The organism is Catenulispora sp. GAS73, assembly GCF_041262085.1.
Classification (GTDB): Bacteria; Actinomycetota; Actinomycetes; order Streptomycetales; family Catenulisporaceae; genus Catenulispora.
In genome coordinates this window covers 1-19,394 of the sequence record NZ_JBGCCM010000010.1, presented here as the reverse complement: position 1 = coordinate 19,394, position 19,394 = coordinate 1, and the positions used below count along the sequence as shown (strand labels likewise).

Sequence of the window (19,394 nt, the reverse complement as noted above, 5' to 3'; positions counted from 1 at the left end):
GGTGGGCCGGCCGGGTGGCGGTGGTCGTCGGCGCCTTCGGAGCCCGCGCCCGACAACGCGCTCGGGTCGGATCTCAGTATCGTCATGCCGCAGCAGGCTCGGGGCTGGTTCTGCAACTGGTCGCTTCTCAACATCCGACCATTGGCCGCCGACGTCGAACAGGGCCGAAGGACCCGCCGCGTCCCGGCCGAACGACCATGGCGGGCGGTTATAAGGCCTTCGATTCGCCGGGTTGGGAAACAGCGACTACCGTCCCGTTACGGGGCTCGTCGTGATTCTGAGGAGGCCGAAGTGGATTCCGGTGCCGAAGCAGACACGGCCGCGCTGTCTTCAGGCGCACCGGGGGTGGCAGGCGAACACGAGCACCGGGACGTCTCCGGTGGTTGGCTGCGGGCCGCGGTTTTCGGCGCCACCGATGGACTGGTCACCAACTCCAGCCTCATCGCGGGTGTGGGCGGTGGTGGCGGAGCCCACCACACCATCGTCCTGACCGGTATGGCCGGGCTGGTCGCAGGCGCATTCTCCATGGCCACCGGCGAGTACATCTCCGTCACCACTCAGAACGAGGCGATCCACGCCGAGGTCGCCAACGAGAAAGCCGCCCTCGCACAGGACCCGGTGGGCGAGATCGCCGAACTCGCGGACACCTACATCGCCCGAGGCGTCAGCCCGGCCACCGCGAAGGCCTTCGCCACCGAACTGGCCGCGTCCCCCAAGGACGCCCTGCATGTCCACGTCCAGGAGGAACTCGGTGTTGACGCCCAGAAGTTGCCCGGAGCCTGGACCGCGGCGATCAGCAGCTTCCTCAGCTTCTCTCTGGGGGCGCTCCTGCCTCTGTTGCCGTATCTGCTCGGCCTGAGCTCTCTGCCCGTGGCTCTGGCCGTCAGCGCGATCGCCCTCATGGCCGCCGGAGCGCTGGCCGCGCTCCTGACCGGCCGCTCGCCGATCCAAAGCGGCCTGCGCCAGCTGCTCCTGGGCGCCCTGGCAGTGGGGGCGACCTATCTCATCGGCCATCTGCTGGGCGCCCACGTCTGACGCTTCACCACCGCACCGGCGCGAACGCCCCTGTGGGCAGGGGCTTCTGGGAGCCTGCGAGACGCTGCTGTTCTGACGTAGCCCCTCGTTGACCCGGCAGGCGGCGTCGCGCATCCGGGGTTGATCACGGCCGAGGATTTCGAGATCATGAATGGCCTTGCCGGTGTCTATGGTTGTAACCAGCCCTCGAACTGCACAATGTCCCGCCGGAGTGAGCACCGTTGTCCGAAGAAGTGAGATTCACCAGCGTCGTCGGCCCTGAACTGGCCGGGTCGATCGACCTGCCCGAGGGCCCGGTTCGGGGGTGGGGGATCTTCGTCCATGGCTTCACCCTCGGTAGGAACTCGCCGGCTGCCTCGCGCGTCAGCAAGCAGCTGGCCCGGGAGGGGATCGGCATGCTCCGCTACGACAATCTCGGTATCGGGGACTCCGATGGTGACTGGGGTGATGGTTCCTTCACTGTCAAGGTCCAGGACACGGTCCGTGCGGCGGAGTTCATGGCTGAGCGGGGGACTCCGGCGGATCTGCTGGTGGGGCATTCGTGGGGTGGCGCTGCCGCGATCGCGGCGGCCGGGGCGATGGGTGTGCGCGCGGTCGCCACGATCGGTGCGCCCTCCGATCCCAGCCATGTGGAGCGGATGTACGACGCGGTCGTGGATCGCGTGCTCAGTGAGGGGCAGCATGAGTGGTTCGTCGGCGGGCGGACCCTGGTGCTGAAGCGTGCGTTCGTCGACGACGTCCGTCGAGCCCGCCTGCGTGAGTGCATCAGGGAGTTGAAGCGGCCGCTGCTGGTCATGCACTCGCCCACCGACGACACTGTCGACATCGCCGATGCCGGGGCGATCTTCCGCGAGGCGCAGCACCCGCGCAGCTTCATCTCGCTGGAGGGCGCTGACCACCTGCTGACGGTCCGGGGTCACGCGCAGCGCGCCGCGCACATCATCAGCGCCTGGGCCCGCCAGTACATCGACAGCTAGGTCCTTCCTGCGGATCGTGCCGGCCGCGCGATGCCGGGACGGCGCACCTGGACGGTCTAGCCCTGAGCCGGAAGGAAGGCGCGGAGGACATCGGCGACTTCGCGGCGCAGGTGGGCGCCGGTCTCGGGAACCATGGTAGTAGACCAGCATCTCGTAGCCGGCCAGGGCTGCGGGACCGGCGTAGGCCTCGACCAGTGGCCAGGTACAGCTCTTCCGGCGTGCCGAACTGGTGCTGGACCGCCCCACGTGTCATACCGGCCTCAGCAGCGATCTGCGCAGTCACTGGGTCTGGGCGCTGCGATACTCGTCGTCGGTGACCGGCTCGCCCCACGTGGTCTCCTCGACGTCCGGGTCGCCGGTGCCGTCCCAGATGGCCAGGTGGGTCATGAACCGGTCGGCGACCGCGCCGTGCCAGTGCCACTGGCCGGGCGGGGTGTGGACGGTGTCACCGGGCCGCATCACGATCACCTGACCGTCCCCGGTCGCGACGACGCCGACGCCCTCGGTGACGTGCAGGGTCTGCCCGACGGCGTGGACGTGCCAATTCGTACGCGCGCACGGCGCGAAGCGCACGGCGTTCACCCGGGCCCGCGAGGGTTCTTCGCCGCGGTAGATCTGGTCGAACCAGACCTCGCCGGTGAACATCTCGGACGGCCCCTTCGCCGTGGCCGGTGCGGTCAGCTTCTGCATGACGTGGCTTCTTTCATCGTTGTGTTCGGTTATGAGTGGTCAGCGTCCGACGCCGGTGGTTGCAGGATCGCCCGGGGCACGCCGGGCGGCGACTTCGGCCGGCACGATCAGCACGAGCGTGACGACCAGGCACAGCGCCAGTAGCACGCTGCCGGCGATCAGCGCGGAGTGCACCTGCGCGGTGATCGCCGCGGCCGGGGACGCCAGGTTGCGGCCCGCGTGCGCGGAGGCGGTGACCAACACGCCCAGGCCCAGGGCCATGCCCAGCTGGTGGAAGGTGTTCACCAGGCCGGAGGCCGCCCCGGCGTCCTCACCTGCGACGCCGGCGATCCCGGCCGAGGTCATCGGCGCGAACGCCAGCCCCTGCCCGGCGCCGATCAGCAGCATCGGCGCGGCGACCGCCGTCCAGTAGGAGCTGCCCGGATGGATCCGGCTCAGCCACGCCATCCCGGCCAGAGTCAGCACGACGCCCGCGGCCAGCGGCGCCGCCTGCCCCGTTCGGGCGACGATCGGCGGGATCGCCATCGCGACGGCGAAGTTGACGACCGTCATCGGGAAGAACGCCACACCGGCGGCGAAGGCGCTGAATCCGAGCGCTCCCTGCAGGTACTGGGTGGTGAAGAAGAAGAACCCGATCATCGCCCCGAGGTAGAAGAACCGGGCCAGATACGCCCCGACGCGCTCCCGGCTGGCGAACAGCCGCAGCGCCATGATCGGCTGCGCGGCGCGCCGTTCGACGGCCACCAGCACGACCAGCAGAGCCACTCCGAGCGCCAGCGGCGTGACGGTGGCCGGGGATGTCCACCCGCGGCCTGCGCGGAGTGGATGACCGCGTAGACGATGGCGCCGACGCCGAAGGTCGCGCTGATCGCTCCGGCGAGGTCGAAGCGGCCGGGGCGGCGCACGGTCTCGGGCAGGTAGCGCGGTGCGAGCAGGATCATCGCCGCGCCGATCGGCACGTTGAGGAAGAACCCGGCTCGCCAGGACACCCAGTCGGCCAGCGCGCCGCCGAGCACCAGCCCGAGGCGCGACCCGATGCCCGCGGTCGCCCCGTACAGCGCGACCGCCTTCGCCCGCTGCTTCCCCGCCGGGAAACTCGCGGTCAGCAGTGACAACGACGACGGCGCCACGATCGCCGCTCCCACACCCTGCAGCGCCCGGGCCGCGACCAGCCACCAGCCGGTCGGGGCGAGGCCGATCAACAGGGACGCGGTCGCGAACACCGCCAGCCCGGCCACGAACACCCGGCGGCGTCCCAGCAGGTCGCCGGCCCGTGCGCCCAGGAGCAGCAGCCCGCCGAACACCAGCGTGTAGGCGTCCTGCACCCAGGCCAGACCGGTCGGCGAGTATCGCATCGCCGTGTGGATCTTCGGCAGAGCGGTGAAGATGATCGAGTTGTCCAGCAGGATCATGAAGTAGCTGACCAGGACGATCGCCAGGATCGCCCGGGTGTGGCGAGCGGTCGACGCGGGTGGCGCGGTCGGCGTCGGCCGGCTGGCGGTGATGCTGGTCGGTGTGGTCACGTCCCCCAGTCAACGCACCTTGGCCGGGCCGGGGGAGTCACTGTTCTTCCGGGTAATGGCAGTACCTCCTTCATACCGCCGCCCTGCCTCGATCCACGCCTACGCTGGAAGTCATGGACATCCGAGCGGACAACCAAGCCCAGGTCCGGGCACCTCGTTCGCCGACACGCCCGAACGTGACCAGATCGTCCAGGTCGCAAAACCCTGCTCCAACTCGACCTCGACGTCCCGGCCAATCCAATACCCCCTGGTTGCTTGACCACGCGCTAGTCAGGACCTGGGCCCCGCAAGTACGTTCGTTCGATCAGGTAGGCGTCGGACCGGCGATCCGCCGATGGATAACGGGACACGACGTAGCAACCGGCATACCAACCGCCGTCGCTCTCCTCCCGCTCGACAACTAGCGCCGAGCCGTCCGGCAGTGGCCGGATCTCCCCCAGGCGGTGCCAGCGGTCCCGGTCCTCACCAACGACGGCGACCTCTGCGCGAAGCTCGTCGACGTAGGCGCGTTCAGCAGTGCGCACCGTATCTTCGCGCAGACCTAGCGGCGGGCGCCTTGACACCGTTCCCGCGGCGTACGCCTGCCACAACGCGGCAACCTCATACTCCTGCGCGGACACGTCGGGCAGTGCCCCGGTCGCGATCGCATCGGCGAGGTAGATGCTGCGTTCATCCTGGTCGAACCACGAATAGGCCGCGATCTTCTCGGCCGGACCATCGGGGACCACCCAGTTGAGTCCGTACGCCGCACCGCTGGTCGACCCGGGACGGTGATAGTGGGCGATGACATCCTCGTCACCGGTGGTCGGCTCGCGCGACAACCACGCTGCCCCTTCGGGACCGTGATACTGCTGGAGCAAGCCAACGACATCCCGCAGGTCCGCGATGATCGCAGATTGCGACAGGGCCACGATGAGCGCGCTCTCGTGACCGATACCGATCTCGCCTTCGCGTAGACGCGCGAAGGCCCTGCCCTCCGCGGTATCGGCGATCGAAACAAGCACCCACACAATGTCAATCGTGCCTGTCGCAACTCCGCGCGCACAACCTGCGCCGAGCCGAACCCCGAACGACTGCGCGGTGTCGAAGGCGGCGGTGAACTGCGCATGCTGGTCCCGGATCATGCGATCCCGGTGCCGAGAACCCACTTCGGCACCGGGCCCTGCGAGGCGTCAACTGTTGACGGTGCTACTCCCGTAGAACGTGTTGAACCCCTTCTTGATCCCGTCGAGGGACCCGTAGTCGTCGAAGATGGGCAGCAGGTTCCCGAGGATGGGCACGCCCTTGAGCAGCATGAGCACCTGCTGCGCGTAGCTGAACCCGGCGACGTCGGCGCCGACGCTGAGCGATGCCAGACCGGCGCCGAGGCCGTTCTGCCCGACGGCGTTGGCGATGACGGACACGTCCACCGCGAACAGCGTGCCGGGGATCTTGGTGGTGATGAATCCCAGGTCGGCGCCGACGTTGCGGATGTTCGTGACGTCGATGACGTTGGCGGCGACGTCGTTGCCCAGGCTGAAGCTGCCGGCGGCGGCGTGCGCGCCGGCCTGGCCGGCGTCGAAGGCGGTGCCGACGCTGTTGTCCCAGATGCTGAAGTCGCTCGTCAGGTCCTTGCTTCCCTCCGCGAAGCCCAGGCCGTACTTGTGGAACGTCCCGACCTCCAGGTAGCTGTGGTCCTCTCCGCTGGTGGCGAACGAGCCGCCGAGGAAGCCGCCGACCACCATGCCGATCGTCGCGCCCCAGATCATGCCGCGGACCCCGCTGAGCATCATGTCGCCGAGGCTGCCCTTGCCGCCTGCCCAGCCGGACGCGAACCCGCTGCCGAAGCCGCCGATCGCACCCTGCACGCCGCCGCTGATCGCGTACACGGCCCAGGTCGCGGTGCCCTTCAGGCCGGCGGTGATCGCGCCGCCGATCGCGCCGCCGATCAGCGCGCAGGCGCCGCCGATGATGCCGCCCAGCAGCGCGCCGAGCATTACGTCGCCGCCGGCCTTGTCGGCGCTCATCCCCCCGGCCAGGGCGCCGCCGAACGCGCCGATGCCGACGGCGACCAGCGTCCCGGTGGCCACGCCGTCGGCGGCGATCGTGCAGCCGAGGATCGTGACGCCCGCGAGCGCCGCCCCGCACGTGGCGACGCAGAGCACGACGATGATCGCCACGACGACGGCGATCGCGATGATCGCCCAGATCGACGTGAGTCCGCTCGGGTCGCACATCAGCACGGGGTTGTTCATCCCGTAGCTGTACGGGTTCCACGCGCCGAGCGTGTAGAGCCCTCCGGCGAGCGGGTCGGGCGAGATGAAGCGGCCGGTCCGGGGGTCGTACCAGCGGTGGCCGAGGCAGACCAGGCCGGTGGGGTCGGCGGGCTGCCCCAGGAATCCCGTTCCGGGGGCGGCCGTTCCGGCGATCTTGTTGCCCCACGGATCGAGCCGGACTCGGGCCGACGCCGCCCCGGTCGCGTCCGTCAGCAGCGTGACGTCGCCGAGGACGTCCGGATGGTGCCACGTCAGCTGCCCGGTGGCGTCGGCGGAGGCGATGACCACGCCGGCGAACCGGATGAGGACCGAGGTCGCGTCCCTGCTGACCACGAGCTCGTCGATGGGCTGGAAATGATAGACGACGTCGTCGCTCATGCTCAGGACCCGCATTCCGGCGTGGTCGTACATGTGCCGGACGCGGGTCTGGCCGGAGACGGCCTCGACCAGGTTGTCGTCGGCGTCCCAGGTCAGGTCTCCCCACGGCGCGCTGGTGATCCGGCCGGCCGCGTCGTAGGTATAGGCGTTCCCCGCGACGGTGGCCAGGCGACTGGTCCCGGCGACGTAGGTCTGCGCGTCGCCGAGCGGACCGGTGAGCACATTCCCGCCGTCGGAGAACGTGAAGGCCCGCGCCGCTGCTCCGCCTCCGCCTCCTCCGCCTCCGCCAGTAGGTGTGGCCGAGGCGAGTCGGCCGAGGCCGTCGAACCCGTAGGACCAGCCGGTCTCCTCCGTCCCCGCGCCGCCGATCCCGATCCCGACGAGCCGGTGCTCGTCGTCGTAGTCATAGGCCTGATCCCGCAGCGTCTCCCCATGCGGTCCCGTGACTTTCTGACCCGTGACCTGCCCCGTGACGGCGTCGTACCGAAGCGATGTCACCGTCCCGTTGCTGTGCCGGATGTCAGTGGTGCGACCGTAGACGTCGAAGGTGACCTGATCGACGACACCTGTGGCGGCGACCAGACGGCCGAGGCCGTCGTGCGTGTACTCGACCCGCCGCCGCGCCCCGCCCGACGTCGCCGCGGGCAGCGTGACCGCGGTGAGGCGGCCGTCCACGTCGTACTCGCCCTCGGACACCAGGTCCCAGGCCAGGTGCGAGCCGCTCCGCACCTTGCTGACGATCCGGCCGGCCGCGTCGTAGCCGAACGTCAGCGTGCCGAGCGGATCGGTCACCCGCCACAGCCGCCCGACCCGGTGGCGCTCCCCGTCCGACGGAGTCGGCGCCCCCGGCAGCAGGTACTCCCAGGTCACGTCGGCAGACCCGGAGGATCCGCCGCGCCACAAGCGGGTCGGCCGCCCGATCTCGTCGAACTCGCGCGTCACGACGGCGCCGGTCGCGATCTCGGTCCGCACCTCGTGCCCGAGCGCGTCCATCAGCCGCCGGGTCAGGCCGCTGTCCGGGCTGGCGTGGCTGATCATCCGTCCCAGGAGATCGTGCACGAGCGTGTTCACGATCCCGTCGGGCGTCGTGATCGTCACTGGCATGCCGCGGTGGTCCCAGGTGTACGTCTGCTCGACCCAGCGGGCCCCGTCCCAGCGGCCGACACTCAGCACCTGCCCGCAGGCGTCGACCAGATGCCGTTCCTTCGGACGGTCCGTCGCGGCGCCGTCGGGCCGGACGCTCACGGTCGCCGATCCCGGCGCCCGCGTCCACGTCACCGTCGACCCGTCGGCGCGCGACTCGCTGAGCAGACGGCCGGCGAGATCGTACGTGAAGCTGCTGTGCGGCAGCGATGCCGCCGGGGCGGCGTAGGTGTCGCCGGCGACGGTGTACGGCAGGTACGCCTCGGAGACCCAGCCGCGAGCGTTGACGGTCTTGCCGCCGGCAGCCAGCCACGGCCGCGCGGTGTCCCCGGTCGGCGTCAGCCGAAGGATGGTGGCGCCCGAACCGTCCAGGAAGCTGACGGCCCGGCTCGGATCGTCCGCCGTGGCCGCGCCGATGGCGGTGACGCGCACCGGCATGGCACTCGTGTCGTACTGCCAGATCGCGATCGGGTCGCCGTCGGGGTTCGTGGAAGGCCAGTAGCCGGTGACCCGCCCGAGCGCGTCGAAGGATTCGTGCCGGGCGTTCCCGTCGAACTCCACCACCGTGGTGACGTTGCCGGTGCGAGGGTCGTATTGAGCGGTCCTGCGATGCCCCAGCGAGTCGGTCACGGCGATGACGTCGTGGCGCGTCGGATCGAGCTCCGTCGTGCCGACCGCGCCCATCGGGCTGACGGACTTCAGGGTGGTCGGCTGAGCCGGGTCGCGGTTCAACCGGGAGCGCGCCACCCACCAGCCGTCCTCGCGGGGCAGGCGGTGATAGCCGTGCAACGAGAAGTCCGGCGGGCTGGAACCCCAGACGGCCGCGACGATCGCGTCGGTGAGCACGAGGTCTTCGACTCTCGTGACCAGCCCCTCGGTCGCCGAGCCGAGCGGCAGCCCGACCTCCGGCGGGCCGTCGTAGAAGGTGAGGCTGTGGGCGAGCACGACGCCGTCGGCGTCGGTCTCCAGGGTCCGGCAGGGCAGCCGCAGGTTCGTCCCGCCGGTCGCCATCTGGCGGGTGAGGGTGACGTCGCGGTCCGCGGGGAGCCCCGGACGCTGGACCACGCTCCGCTGCTCGACCACCATGCCGGTGCCGTCGACCTTCAGGAAGGTGACGGTGTGCGTGCTGACCGGGGCGCTGTTGCCCTCCCACCGCTGCTCGACCGTGCTCGCGGTGTACGGCAGGAAGCAGTGGCGGCCGTCGGCCAGCAGGCGGTCGACGAGGTCGTACGTGTGGCGCACGACGCTTTCCGGACGCGTGGCGCCGGGATCGGCGACCGGGTCGTGGACGAGCACCGACAGCGGACGGCGTCGCAGGGCCCCCAGACGCAGCCGCTCGGTGTCGGTGAGGACCCGGTTCGGATCGGTGGGATCCAGGCCGAGGTGGAACGCCGTGGTGCTGCGCGTGGTCGGTGCGCTCGCGTCGCCGACGTCGTCACGGTCGACCCGCGCGAAGCCGAGGAACGCGCGGGCATCCGGGTCGTAACGCGCCTCGTGATAGCGGTAGCGGGTCGTCGTCGCCACACCGGTGGCCGCGTTCGTCGTGGACACCCCGGCGACGCAGTGCACGGGGAAGGGATGGAACATCCTCCAGGGACGGCCCGTCGCGGCGTCGTCAGCGGCGAACTGCGTGGACGTGCGCCACTCCATCACGGTGGTGGCGCCCACGTCGCTGATCTCGGCGAGCAGGTAGGGCTTGCCGCCCAGCAGATCGATGAATCCCTGCTTCCCGTCGGGCAGGTCGAGCAGCAGGCCCGGCGTGCCGGTGCCCTCCAGGTCCAGCAGGCGGCAGTGGCCGGGGCCCGTCGGCGGGATGCCCGCCACGACGGTCGGACCGCTCAGGGCCCTGGTGCCGCACCACCGCCAGAGCAGGACTCTGGCACTGTCCAGGTACACGACGTCCGCGCAGCCGTCCCCGTCGACGTCGACGAGCAGCAGACGGCGGGGATCGAACCTGGGCGGCGCCGATGGAATGGTCACGGTGATCGGCGCGCCCCACCGGCGGGGCCCCAGGCACGGCCAGTAGGTGAGCGTCGCGCCGGCCACCCGGACGATGTCCAGGCCGCCGTCACCGTTGATGTCGGCGAAGCTGACGCGCGGATCGCTGAGGTCCACGGCCGGCCGATCGCTCGCGGCGATCTCGACCGGAAGCGCCGCCCAGCCGGCGTGCGCGTCCTGGAGCCAGCCGAGCCATCGCGCGCCGCTCTGGACGAGGATGTCGCTGCGGCCGTCGCCGTCGAGGTCGAGGATCCGGAGCAGGTGGTCGTCGAGGCGGTAGGAAGGCGCCCGCCGCCAACTGACGGGCCGGCCGAACGGCGCGGCGAGCGGATCCGTGCCGCGCACGCTGGCGGCGTTGAAGCCGACTGCGTCGAGCGGATAGAAGCCGCTGAAGCGCTCGGTCATGACCATCAGGTCGGCGGCGCCGTCCCCGTCGACGTCGGCGAACGTGACGCTGCCCGGGTCCATGCGGACCGGGCTGGGCAGCGCACGGGGGCGATGCGGCCCCGAGAACACGCCGCCGCCGGTGTTCTGCCACCACTGCGGACGCGCGCTGCTCAGGTCGAGGAGGTCGGGGAGTCCGTCTCCGTCGAGGTCGACGAACTGGGTGCCCGGCTGGCGCACCGACACGGGGAGCCGGGGCAGGACTCGGAGCGAGGCCTTGCCGGGCTCGGTGTAGCGGAAGGTGACGGTGCTGCCGTTCAACACCGTGCCGTCCGCGGCGTGCGCGGCCTGCGCGACCGATGTCAGCAGGCTGCGTCCCGTGCCGCCGGCGTCGTCGTAGCCCACGTGCCAGGAGCGGAGCAGGCTCATCGCCCCGAGGTCCGGACGGTGCAGTTCGATCACGGCGACGCGGGCGCCGATGGCCAGCAGTACGCCGAGGGTTCCGTCGGTGAGGATGTCGGGGCGCTGTTCGTAGACGATCCGGACCAGGTAGCGGCCCCACGTGACCGTGGACAGCCTCAGGTTCCCCCCGCTGGGCTGCGTCGCCTCGGACGTCTCCCAGCCGTACCGCACGGCGTTGCCCGTGCTGTCGGTGACCGAGTCGAGCAGCCACGCGACGGTGGTGCCGGCGCCGTCGGTCAGCCGGCTCGCCGCCGTGCTTCCCAGTGCGTGCACGGTGTCGGCCGGATCAAGGAGCTGCCATCCGGCGTCCGGGCCGCCGAGGATCCGCTGTCCGAGGCTGTCGACCTCGGGGGCCCAGCCGGAGTCGATCCGCGGATACAGTGCGCCGACGCCGTCGAGTGCCGGCTGTGCGGCGCTGCCGTCTGCCGACCTGCCCCGGCGCAGGGTGATCCGGGGGAGGTTCAGCGACCAGCCCAGGCCCAGCCAGTCGGAGCCGGAGCCGGAGTGGTAGCGCAGGGAGAGCTCCGGGGTGACGCCGTTCGGCCCGGCCGGCAGGTGCAGCGGCAGGGACGTGCCGGCCGTGCCGGTGTTGAGGTCGATGTCGAAGTCGGTGCCCGATGACGTGACCGCTCCTCCGCCCGGCGGGAGCTTCAGGATCTCCTCGCTGGTCGGGTCGGCGGCGGTCATGCCGCGCTCCGCGGGGTGTAGCTGTATTCGAGCATCAGCGTCAGGTTGGCCAGGGACGTGAGGTCCAGGGCGCCGGAGGTCGTCCACGCGGGATTGCCCGTGTCCGGCACGGTGACGGTCCAGTCGCCGACCACCGGCCTTCCCAGCTGGGTCGTGAGCGGACTGCCCGTGGTCGTGCTGGTCGCCAGTCCGCCGGTGTCGGTGACCGCCGCGGAGGGGCTGCCCGCGCCCGGCGCCGTCAGGTCGAGCGTCAGCGCGGACGGCGAGTGGCCGCCCGAGGTGGTGACCAGCAGACCGACCTGCGTCAGCTGCGTCGCGGTGTGGTTGAGCGGCAGGTCCGACGGCGCGACCGTCAGCGTCGCGGTGTGGTTGTTCACCAGGTTGAAGAACGTGTCCGGGTACAGCCAGCGCAGCGGCAGGCCGATCTGCGTGGTGTGGGCGCCCGGCTGGGTGTCGAGCATCTGGCGCACCTGTGTGGCCAGCTGGGGGTCGTAGCGCGTGTCGTAGGTGAAGGTGACGAGCACGTCGGTGACGAGGTTGTAGTCGAGATCGTTCACCTCCATCGGGACGTCGAGCACCCAGCTGCCGATGACGCCGGCGCCGGCGAGGATGCCGGTCTCGTGCGGGTCTCCGAGGGCCGCGGCCGGGTCGGTCCGCCGGTCGAAGTCGCTGACGACCAGGGTCTCGGCGGTCTGGACGCGGCGGCGCATGTGGTCGGTGTCCTGGTCGGTCCAGGTGTCGGTCGGCGTCCGGTAGAACGACAGGCCGCCGCACGTCAGCGTGGCGAAGATGCCGGTGGGCTGGGTCAGGCCGACGAGCGTCACCTCCACGTGCCGGAGCCGGCCGCCGTACGTGCCCGGATACGCCAGGTCGAAGTCGTCCGGCGTGGTGTCGAAGGCGATCTGCCCGGTCTTGCGGAACTGCGTCTCGAAGAGGTAGCTGTGCCGGGTGGCCAGGCTCAGGACGTGCGTGACCGGCTGGGCCTTGGTGCGCCGGGTGCCCAGGAGCGTGTCCGTGAACGACTGGACGTCCGCCATCAGCATGTCGGCGGCCAGCAGGCCCCGGATCTCGTCGGTGGAATAGTCCGCCCGGATGACGGTCATCGACGTGTCGTTCTCGAAGTTGTACGCGCTCTGCATCATCTTCGCCGCCCGCAGCGCCATGTCGAGGTAGCGGCGGTAGACCTGGTACATCCGGTCGCCCATCGCCTTCCACACGCCCGCGGTGAACGTCATGTCGTCGAACGCGCCGACGACGGCCTGGGCCTCGGAGGTGTGCAGCTGCGCGAGCGCGACCTGCCCCTGCGCGGCCACGACCCTCGCGTTGGCCGCGGTGACCTCCGCGGCGGCCTGAGCCGCGGCTCCCTGCATCTCGGTCGCGGTCCGCTGCATGGACGCGACCTCGTACTGCAGGCTCAGCCGACTGGAGACCAACTGCACCGCCGCGCCGATGTCGCCCTTGTCGCCGGAGATCGTCTGGCCGCTCTGGAACTGGTCCGCCAGGGAGTTGAGGTAGTCGGGGTCGCCGTCGTCGCCGCCGCTGACCTCGCTGCTCTCAGCCGCGTAGAGGATCGACTGGCTGTGCGAGCTCTGATAGTCGGCGGCGTTCTGCGTCGCGTCCTGCGCACGCAGGTCGGCCAGGGCGAGGCCGGCCTGGTAGGCGGCGGCCTCGGCGCTCGCCGCCTGGACCTGGAGGGTCGCGGCGGCCGCCTCGGCCTGGCAGTCGGCGACGTGCTGGGTCAGCTGGAGGCGGGTGAGCTGCGCCTGGTCGGCGCGGTCCCAGTAGTTGACGACGTTCTGCTCGACCGTCACGGCGAGCTGGCAGAACTGGCCGGCCACCTCCTGGAGGTACTCGAACGTCCAGATCGGCACCGACGGCGCCCAGTGGCCGTGGAAGTCCAGGCCGGCCTTGATCTGCCCGAGCTTGACGAAGGCGTCGATGATCGGCCCGACGATCGCCGGACTGGTGACCGCCGCGACGGCTGCCGGGTTGCCGATCAGCTGCGCGAGCGTCGGGATCACGGCCCGCGCGACCTGTGCCCCGGCGCCGATCCCGGTGGTGGTGTACAGGACGCTGTTCGGGACGGCGCCGGCCTGGGTGACGATGCGCTCGTAGATCGGCAGCGCGCTGGGCGGGTCGTCGTTCCGGTAGAGGCTGTCGCCCCACGCGACATACAGGGCCGCGATCTTCGCCCACAACTGCGGCGCCTCGACCTGGGTGTTGATGTACTGGTAGGCCGCCGCCCGCAGGTAGCAGGTCTCGGCGTTCGGCCAGTCGCCGAGCGCCGTGTAGCAGTCGCCGAGCCCCATCGGGATGATGAAGTAGAACGTGTGGGCCAGGGAGAGGACGAAGTCGCTGCCGCTGATCGGCTGCGCGAGGACGTCCGGCAGGATGCTGAGGCCGACGCGCGAGGCGTAGACGTACTTCTCGATCGACGCCGAGTCGGGGATCGTTCCGACGGCGAAGTCGAACGACGAGACGCTCATCTGCTGTGTCGAGCCGAGCGAGCCCGTCGCCACGCCGATCTGCCGCTGCTGCGTGAGGGACGTCGGCAGGACCGTGACGTCCTCGCTCATGGTCGTGATGATCGGCGCCACCGCGGCGCTCTGGCCTGCGTCGCCGGCCGCTGCCGAGGTGGCCGACGCCGCCGCCGAACCCGAGGAGAGCTGCTCGGCCGCCAGGGCGCTCGGCTGGCTCGCCGTGCGGGTCAGGGCCCTGGTGAACAGCGACGCGACCCGATGCGTGATGCCGCCGTCCGCCGGAAGGGCGAGGACGGCGTCCGCCACGCTCCGGTCCAGGGAGACCGCGTGCCGCTCGAACTTCGTGCCGGCTTCCTTGCTGCCCTGCGCGGTGAAGATGGCCGACAGCCGCGCGGCACTGGCCGCCTCCGCGCTCGCGGGCGTTAAGACCGCCGGGGCGAGCAGGCCGACCTGGTCGAAGGCCGGGAACTCCTTGGCGCTGTCCCGGCCCAGCGGGTTGACGGGGCTCAGGGGGCCGGGGACTGGCAGGACACTGAGCCAGTTCAGCGACGTCTCCAGAAGCATGCTCAGCCTGGCGGTGTCGAAGGGCACGCGCCCGACGAAGCTCGATCCCGCCTTGAGACCCGGGTCGAGCTGGGACCAGATCAGCGTCTGCGCCTTCTTGTAGTCCGCGATCGCGTCCTGGTAGCGCCGGGCCACGAAGTCCGAGCCGGCTGCGGTGAGGGCGTCGCTGATCTGCTGGAGGAGGACCGTGTCGGGATGCGAGAGGTCCGGCACCAGCTGGAAGTACCGGGCGTCGCGGATCGTCGTGTAAGTGGTCTGGCGGACGTCGATGGCCATGGCATGCCGATTCTGTGAGAAGCATGTTCGGAACAGGTTCGAGCAGCGCGGCCCGCCTGCCGGACGGGGACCAGCGGACGAGCCGCGCCGTTACTGGGGCGCGCCCCGGTCAGGGCGCGCCGGGCCGTCAGCCCGTGTGGACGACTGTGTAGCCGCCGATGACCTGGCCGCCCTGGCTCGCGGTCACCCGGTAGACCTGGGCGTGGCCCGGCGGCGGCGTCTGGTCGCCGGTGGCGAAGACGACCTGCGCGTCGTCGCCGGCGGCCTGGACCGCCGCGCCGGTGCCGATCTGCCCGGGGGCCGCGAGGGTGATCGCGCCGGTGCCGATGGCCTGGGTCGGGAAGGCTCCACGGACCCCGCCGTGCAGCTGCAGCCAGGGCATCGTCGTGGGCGCGTGGCGCGCGACCGCGATGTCGGCGTTCTGGCCGAACAGCTGGCCGACCGACAGTTTCAGCGGCAGCGCGCCGTCGCCGCCGACGGCGGGGACGACGTGGATGTTGCGCTGTCCGAGGTGGCGGTTGACCCGCGCGTCCCACTCCGGGGTGGTCATCGGGTCGGCCGTGACGTCCCAGATCCGGACCAGCAGGCACTCGTGGCCGCCGTTCGCGTAGGTCGCGCGCCAGCTCGTCGGGCACTTCACGACCTTGTGGCAGTCGCCGGCGCCGCGTGCGCCGAGGTTGGTCACGGCCGTGTCGATCAGGTGCGCCCCGACCGGGTTGAAGCCCAGCGACGGGTTGCACCAGTAGAACTCGACGATCACCTCGTTGGCCGGCGCCCGGCCCAGGTTCCACACGTGCGCGTAGACGGTGTTGTCCTGGCCGGCCAGGGCGACCTGCCCCAGCTGCGGCGGGATCGGCGGGGCCAGGTCCGGGGCGACTCCGGCGAGGATGTAGACGTCAGGGCTCTCCCAGAACACGTCCAGCGGCCGGGTTCCCGTGTCGCCGGGGTTGCCGCGCATGAACAGGTACGGCAGGTAGAGGTTCTTGCGCACCCCCGGCCAGACCGTCGGTGGCAGGGGGCTGAGGCTCCCCGGTTGGAGCGAGCCGAGGTCGCCCGGAGTGATCGGGTGGCCGTACGGGCCTCCGCTGACGGTTCCCGGTACGCGACCCGGCCGTCCCGGGACGTCACCGGTACAGTCGCCGGGGGTACCGCCGCCCGAGGCTCCGCCGCAGGTCCCTGCGCAACCACGGCGGTTGCAGTGAGAGCAGTGCGCGCGGGCGGGCCGGCAGGGCACTGATCGGCCGCATCCGCAGCTACATCCTCCTGCGGTGCCCTCGATGACGTCGGCCGCCAGATCGAAGGCCTGGCGCACCAGGCTCATCGCGTCGCTGCGCACGTCGCCTCCGGCTTCGCAGGGTTCAATGGCGCGGGGTTCGATGGCACAGGGTTCGGTGTCGCAGGGTCCGGTGTCGCGCTGGGCCGCGACCGCGGCCGCGGCGATCTTCGGCAGATCGTTCGTGGTCACTTCGGCGGCCTCCTCGTCAAGAGCGTCTGTGCGTTCGTGTCCTCAGCCGGCTTCCACAGCGGCTGGTTCGGATTCGGGCCAGCCGTAGCAGCCGTGGCCGCCGGTGCCGCGCCTGCGGCCGGTGCCGCCCCCGCGGGCCGCGCAGGAGCCGTCGCGCCACCCGCTGCCGCTCCGGCGGGTTGCGGAGCGGCCATGCCCGGGACCGGCCCCGGAATCGGGAGGTGTCCTCCCGGGATCGGCAGGCCGTCGAAGTAGTGCAGCTGCACCGGTATCTGCCCTGGTGCGTCCGGAGGAGCGCCCTGCCAGGTCGGGCTGCCTTCCGGCTGCGCGACCGGTTGCTGGAACGCGTCGCCGCGGTGGTCGTGGCCGATCTCCGAGCCGCGGATCCAGTCCCAGCAGCGGTAGCCGTAGCCGCGGTCGGCGTCGAGGTTGAAGTCGGCCACCGGTCCGCCGGCGGGGTCCACGATGCGGCCCATGAGGTAGGCGGCGAACGGGATCGGGTCGCCGAGCGGGCTGTGGTCGGTGCCGGGGTCGCGACCGATCACCGACTCGTTGATCGCGTCGGTGTGCGCAGGCGTGACAGCGTTCTCATACGCCGTCCGCTGGGCCGGCGTGATCGGCCGGTCGGTGCGGAACAGCACCTGGTCCGGGGTGACGCCGGCCGGGTACGGACCGCTGACCGTCGTCCCGGCGCGCTTGCCGAGGATCGCCAGGATCTCGGCGCTCAGCCGGGCGTTGACTCCGGCGTGGTCGAGTTCGGCGACGACGTCCGAGGTCTCGGTCGGCGTCGCGTAAACGCTGTTGTCGTCGCGGCGCGAGATGACCGGGTACGCCCAGGGGCGGCGGAACTCGTTGGGGGCGTCGCCGCTGTCCTGCTTGGGGCGCACCGGGAACAGCGGGTAGCGGTCGTTGCGCGGGTTGGTCGGCTCGACGATCAGCGACGGGTCCCGGTCCAGATGGCCGAACGGATCGGTGGCGTCGGCGAGGGCCTGCAGGAACGCGTTGTCGACCGTGCTGCCCAGCTTGATCAGGTTCTCGTCGATCTCGTTCGGCTGCCGCAGCTCGTCGTTGTCCGGGTACCGCAGCTCGCCGTGCGGGATCTCGAAGCCGATGTGGGCCAGGACCTCGTGCGTGTTGTTGACGATGTCCCAGGCGTACATGGCCAGCTGGTAGAGCGCCCACCGCACCGGGTACGTGCCGGGGCTCAGGATCGTCTTGACGAGGTCGCCGCCGAGGTTGACGATCGCCTCGCCCTCCTTGAAGAGCCACGTCAGCAGGGCGAGCAGGATCGCGCAGACGTCCTCGATCGGGTCGCTGCTGTCGACGCCGGAGAAGTCCGGCGGGCTGGCCAGGTCCGTGAAGGCCGAGGCCGGCGGCCACTCGATGACGTCGGGCTTGCGGGGCTTGTCGAGGTCGAAGCCGGACCAGAACGCGAGGCGGTAGTAGGAGATCATGAAGCGGTAGGAGGTCTGCACCTCCCACGGCAGCGGGAAGCCGGGCGGGACGTCGAAGGACGGCGTCGGGGCGACCGCCGCGAGCACGTCGTCCAGCGGCTGGTTCAGGGTGATGCCCGCGTCGTTGAGGAGTTGTTCGAGCTTCGTCCGGACCGTGCCCATGCCGTTCTGGAACGTGCTGCCACCGAGGTTGGCCGGCTCGGGGAACCCGTCGTCGTGGTAGGTGGCGATGAGCGCGCGGACGATGCCGTCGGCGAGCCACTGGGGCATGAAGCCGTCCTGGTCGACGGCGGCCTTCGCGGCCGCGGCGTCGGCCGGGAGCGTCGCAGGGCGTTCCCATCCGTTGGGGTGGTCCTCGTCCAGCGCGACGGCGTAGACGAAGGCCGAACGGCCGAGGTCCGGGTACACGTCGTCGGCCGCGAGGTCGTCGGCGGGCAGAGTGCCCGTGCCGTCCCTCCGGGCCTGCCGGTAGTTCCAGGCGTCGATGTGGTTCTCGACCACGTGGTGGCGCTGCCAGTGCGTGCGGAAGGGGCCGCCGGCCTGCTCGTTGACGAAGGAGTGGCCGATGACGTCGGTGCCGATGTGGGCGATCCAGCCCAGGGCGAACGCCTGGAACTGCTCCAGCTTGTCCTGGTCGCCGTCCTGGGCGAACTGCCGCTTGGCCTCGGCCAGCAGGTTCTGCGCCATCTGATTGGTCTTGCGGTAGTGGAGCATGTCGCTCCACACGAACGCCTGCTCGTCCCAGCCCACGCGCATCTTCAGGGAGAACCAGGAGAACACGTCCGTGAACGTGACCAGTTCCTCCTCGGCGACCTTCACCAGGGCGGTCACGAGCTCGCTGCACGCCGTCGCCGCCGCGCTGATGACGCCGCCGGACAGGTCGTCGAGCAGATTCGCGGCGGTGTCGACGATCGGGCCCACCGTGGCGTCCCAGACCGCGATGAAGTCGGCCCAGATCTTCCGGAGCTTGATCAGGAACCTGACGACCTTCGCGAAGGTCTGGTCCACCTCGGCCAAGATGACGACCAGCGGCTCCCAATCCTCGTCCTTGGCGTGGTCGATCCAGTAGTAGACCGACATCGCGAGCATGATCAGGTCGTCCTGGAACGGGAACTCGGCCAGGGGCCCACTGGAGTAGTCCTGGCAGAAGAAGAACAGGTCGGGCCCGATCGCGCCGACGTTCGTGTACTTCGGCCACTTCTTCATGAGCTCGCCGCAGTGCTTCGGCGTCAGTCCGTCGGCGCCCGTCAGAGCCGCGATGCCCCCGCCGGGCCCGTCGGTCACTCCGGCCTGGTCGTTCGGGTTGAAGCTCTCCTGGCCCTCCAGCCAGTCAGCGAGCCTGCGCGCTGTGTAGACGTGCGTGAAATGCCCCGGCATGAGGCCACACCCCCCTGTTGCTACGGCCGAGCCGGACGGATGAGTCCGCCCGCGGTCCGTCTTCCTGCATGGGTTCAGTGCGGCGGCGCGGGGGTTGGATACATGTTCGGGGGTGGTTTTTTGGGCGGCCTTGCTTGAGGTGGGGGTGTGGGTGTGGGTGTGGGTGGCTGGGGTGTGGTGGGTGCGGTTTGTTGGTGGGTTTTAGGAGCTTTTTACGGCTTCGCGCGGGTTTAAGAAGGATCCGCT

8 protein-coding genes and 1 pseudogene are annotated in these 19,394 nt (G+C 70.6%); 2 read left to right on the top strand and 7 right to left on the bottom strand.

All coding sequences use genetic code 11. The annotated features are described in order from the left end of the window. The first annotated feature begins 345 nt into the window (after positions 1 to 345). Together ABH935_RS16735 and ABH935_RS16730 are read left to right on the top strand one after the other, a co-directional pair. Complete coding sequence (locus ABH935_RS16735; RefSeq protein WP_370378806.1) at positions 346 to 1,035, top strand: VIT1/CCC1 transporter family protein; 690 nt, start codon at positions 346 to 348, stop codon at positions 1,033 to 1,035. Positions 1,036 to 1,256: 221 nt separating this feature from the next. Beyond that, a complete protein-coding gene (locus ABH935_RS16730) occupies positions 1,257 to 2,012 on the top strand; it encodes an alpha/beta hydrolase family protein (RefSeq protein ID WP_370378805.1) in 756 nt (251 codons plus the stop codon). A gap of 279 nt (positions 2,013 to 2,291) precedes the next feature. Here the strand turns inward: ABH935_RS16730 and ABH935_RS16725 are convergent, their stop codons facing one another. The 7 genes and pseudogenes from ABH935_RS16725 to ABH935_RS16695 all read right to left on the bottom strand — a co-directional run bounded on the left by ABH935_RS16725 (position 2,292) and on the right by ABH935_RS16695 (position 19,148). Then, on the bottom strand, positions 2,292 to 2,702 hold the full coding sequence (locus tag ABH935_RS16725) for a cupin domain-containing protein (protein WP_370378804.1): 411 nt from the start codon (positions 2,700 to 2,702) through the stop codon (positions 2,292 to 2,294). A gap of 39 nt (positions 2,703 to 2,741) precedes the next feature. Beyond that, positions 2,742 to 4,207, bottom strand: a pseudogene (locus tag ABH935_RS16720) (MFS transporter). A gap of 284 nt (positions 4,208 to 4,491) precedes the next feature. Continuing rightward, positions 4,492 to 5,349: a hypothetical protein gene (locus ABH935_RS16715; protein WP_370378803.1), complete on the bottom strand. Its 858-nt coding sequence runs from the start codon at positions 5,347 to 5,349 to the stop codon at positions 4,492 to 4,494. A gap of 48 nt (positions 5,350 to 5,397) precedes the next feature. Beyond that, positions 5,398 to 11,532: a toxin TcdB middle/N-terminal domain-containing protein gene (locus ABH935_RS16710; RefSeq protein WP_370378802.1), complete on the bottom strand. Its 6,135-nt coding sequence runs from the start codon at positions 11,530 to 11,532 to the stop codon at positions 5,398 to 5,400. Then, positions 11,529 to 14,852 carry a hypothetical protein gene (locus ABH935_RS16705; protein WP_370378801.1) on the bottom strand — a complete coding sequence of 1,108 codons (3,324 nt, stop codon included), beginning with the start codon at positions 14,850 to 14,852 and terminating at the stop codon, positions 11,529 to 11,531. Before ABH935_RS16705 ends, ABH935_RS16710 begins: the two co-directional genes overlap by 4 nt. Before the next feature lie 127 nt (positions 14,853 to 14,979). Then, positions 14,980 to 16,317 carry a hypothetical protein gene (locus ABH935_RS16700; RefSeq protein ID WP_370378800.1) on the bottom strand — a complete coding sequence of 446 codons (1,338 nt, stop codon included), beginning with the start codon at positions 16,315 to 16,317 and terminating at the stop codon, positions 14,980 to 14,982. After that, entirely contained in the window at positions 16,314 to 19,148 is a 2,835-nt protein-coding gene (locus ABH935_RS16695; protein ID WP_370378799.1) for a zinc dependent phospholipase C family protein, read from the bottom strand. Before ABH935_RS16695 ends, ABH935_RS16700 begins: the two co-directional genes overlap by 4 nt. Positions 19,149 to 19,394 lie beyond the last annotated feature (246 nt).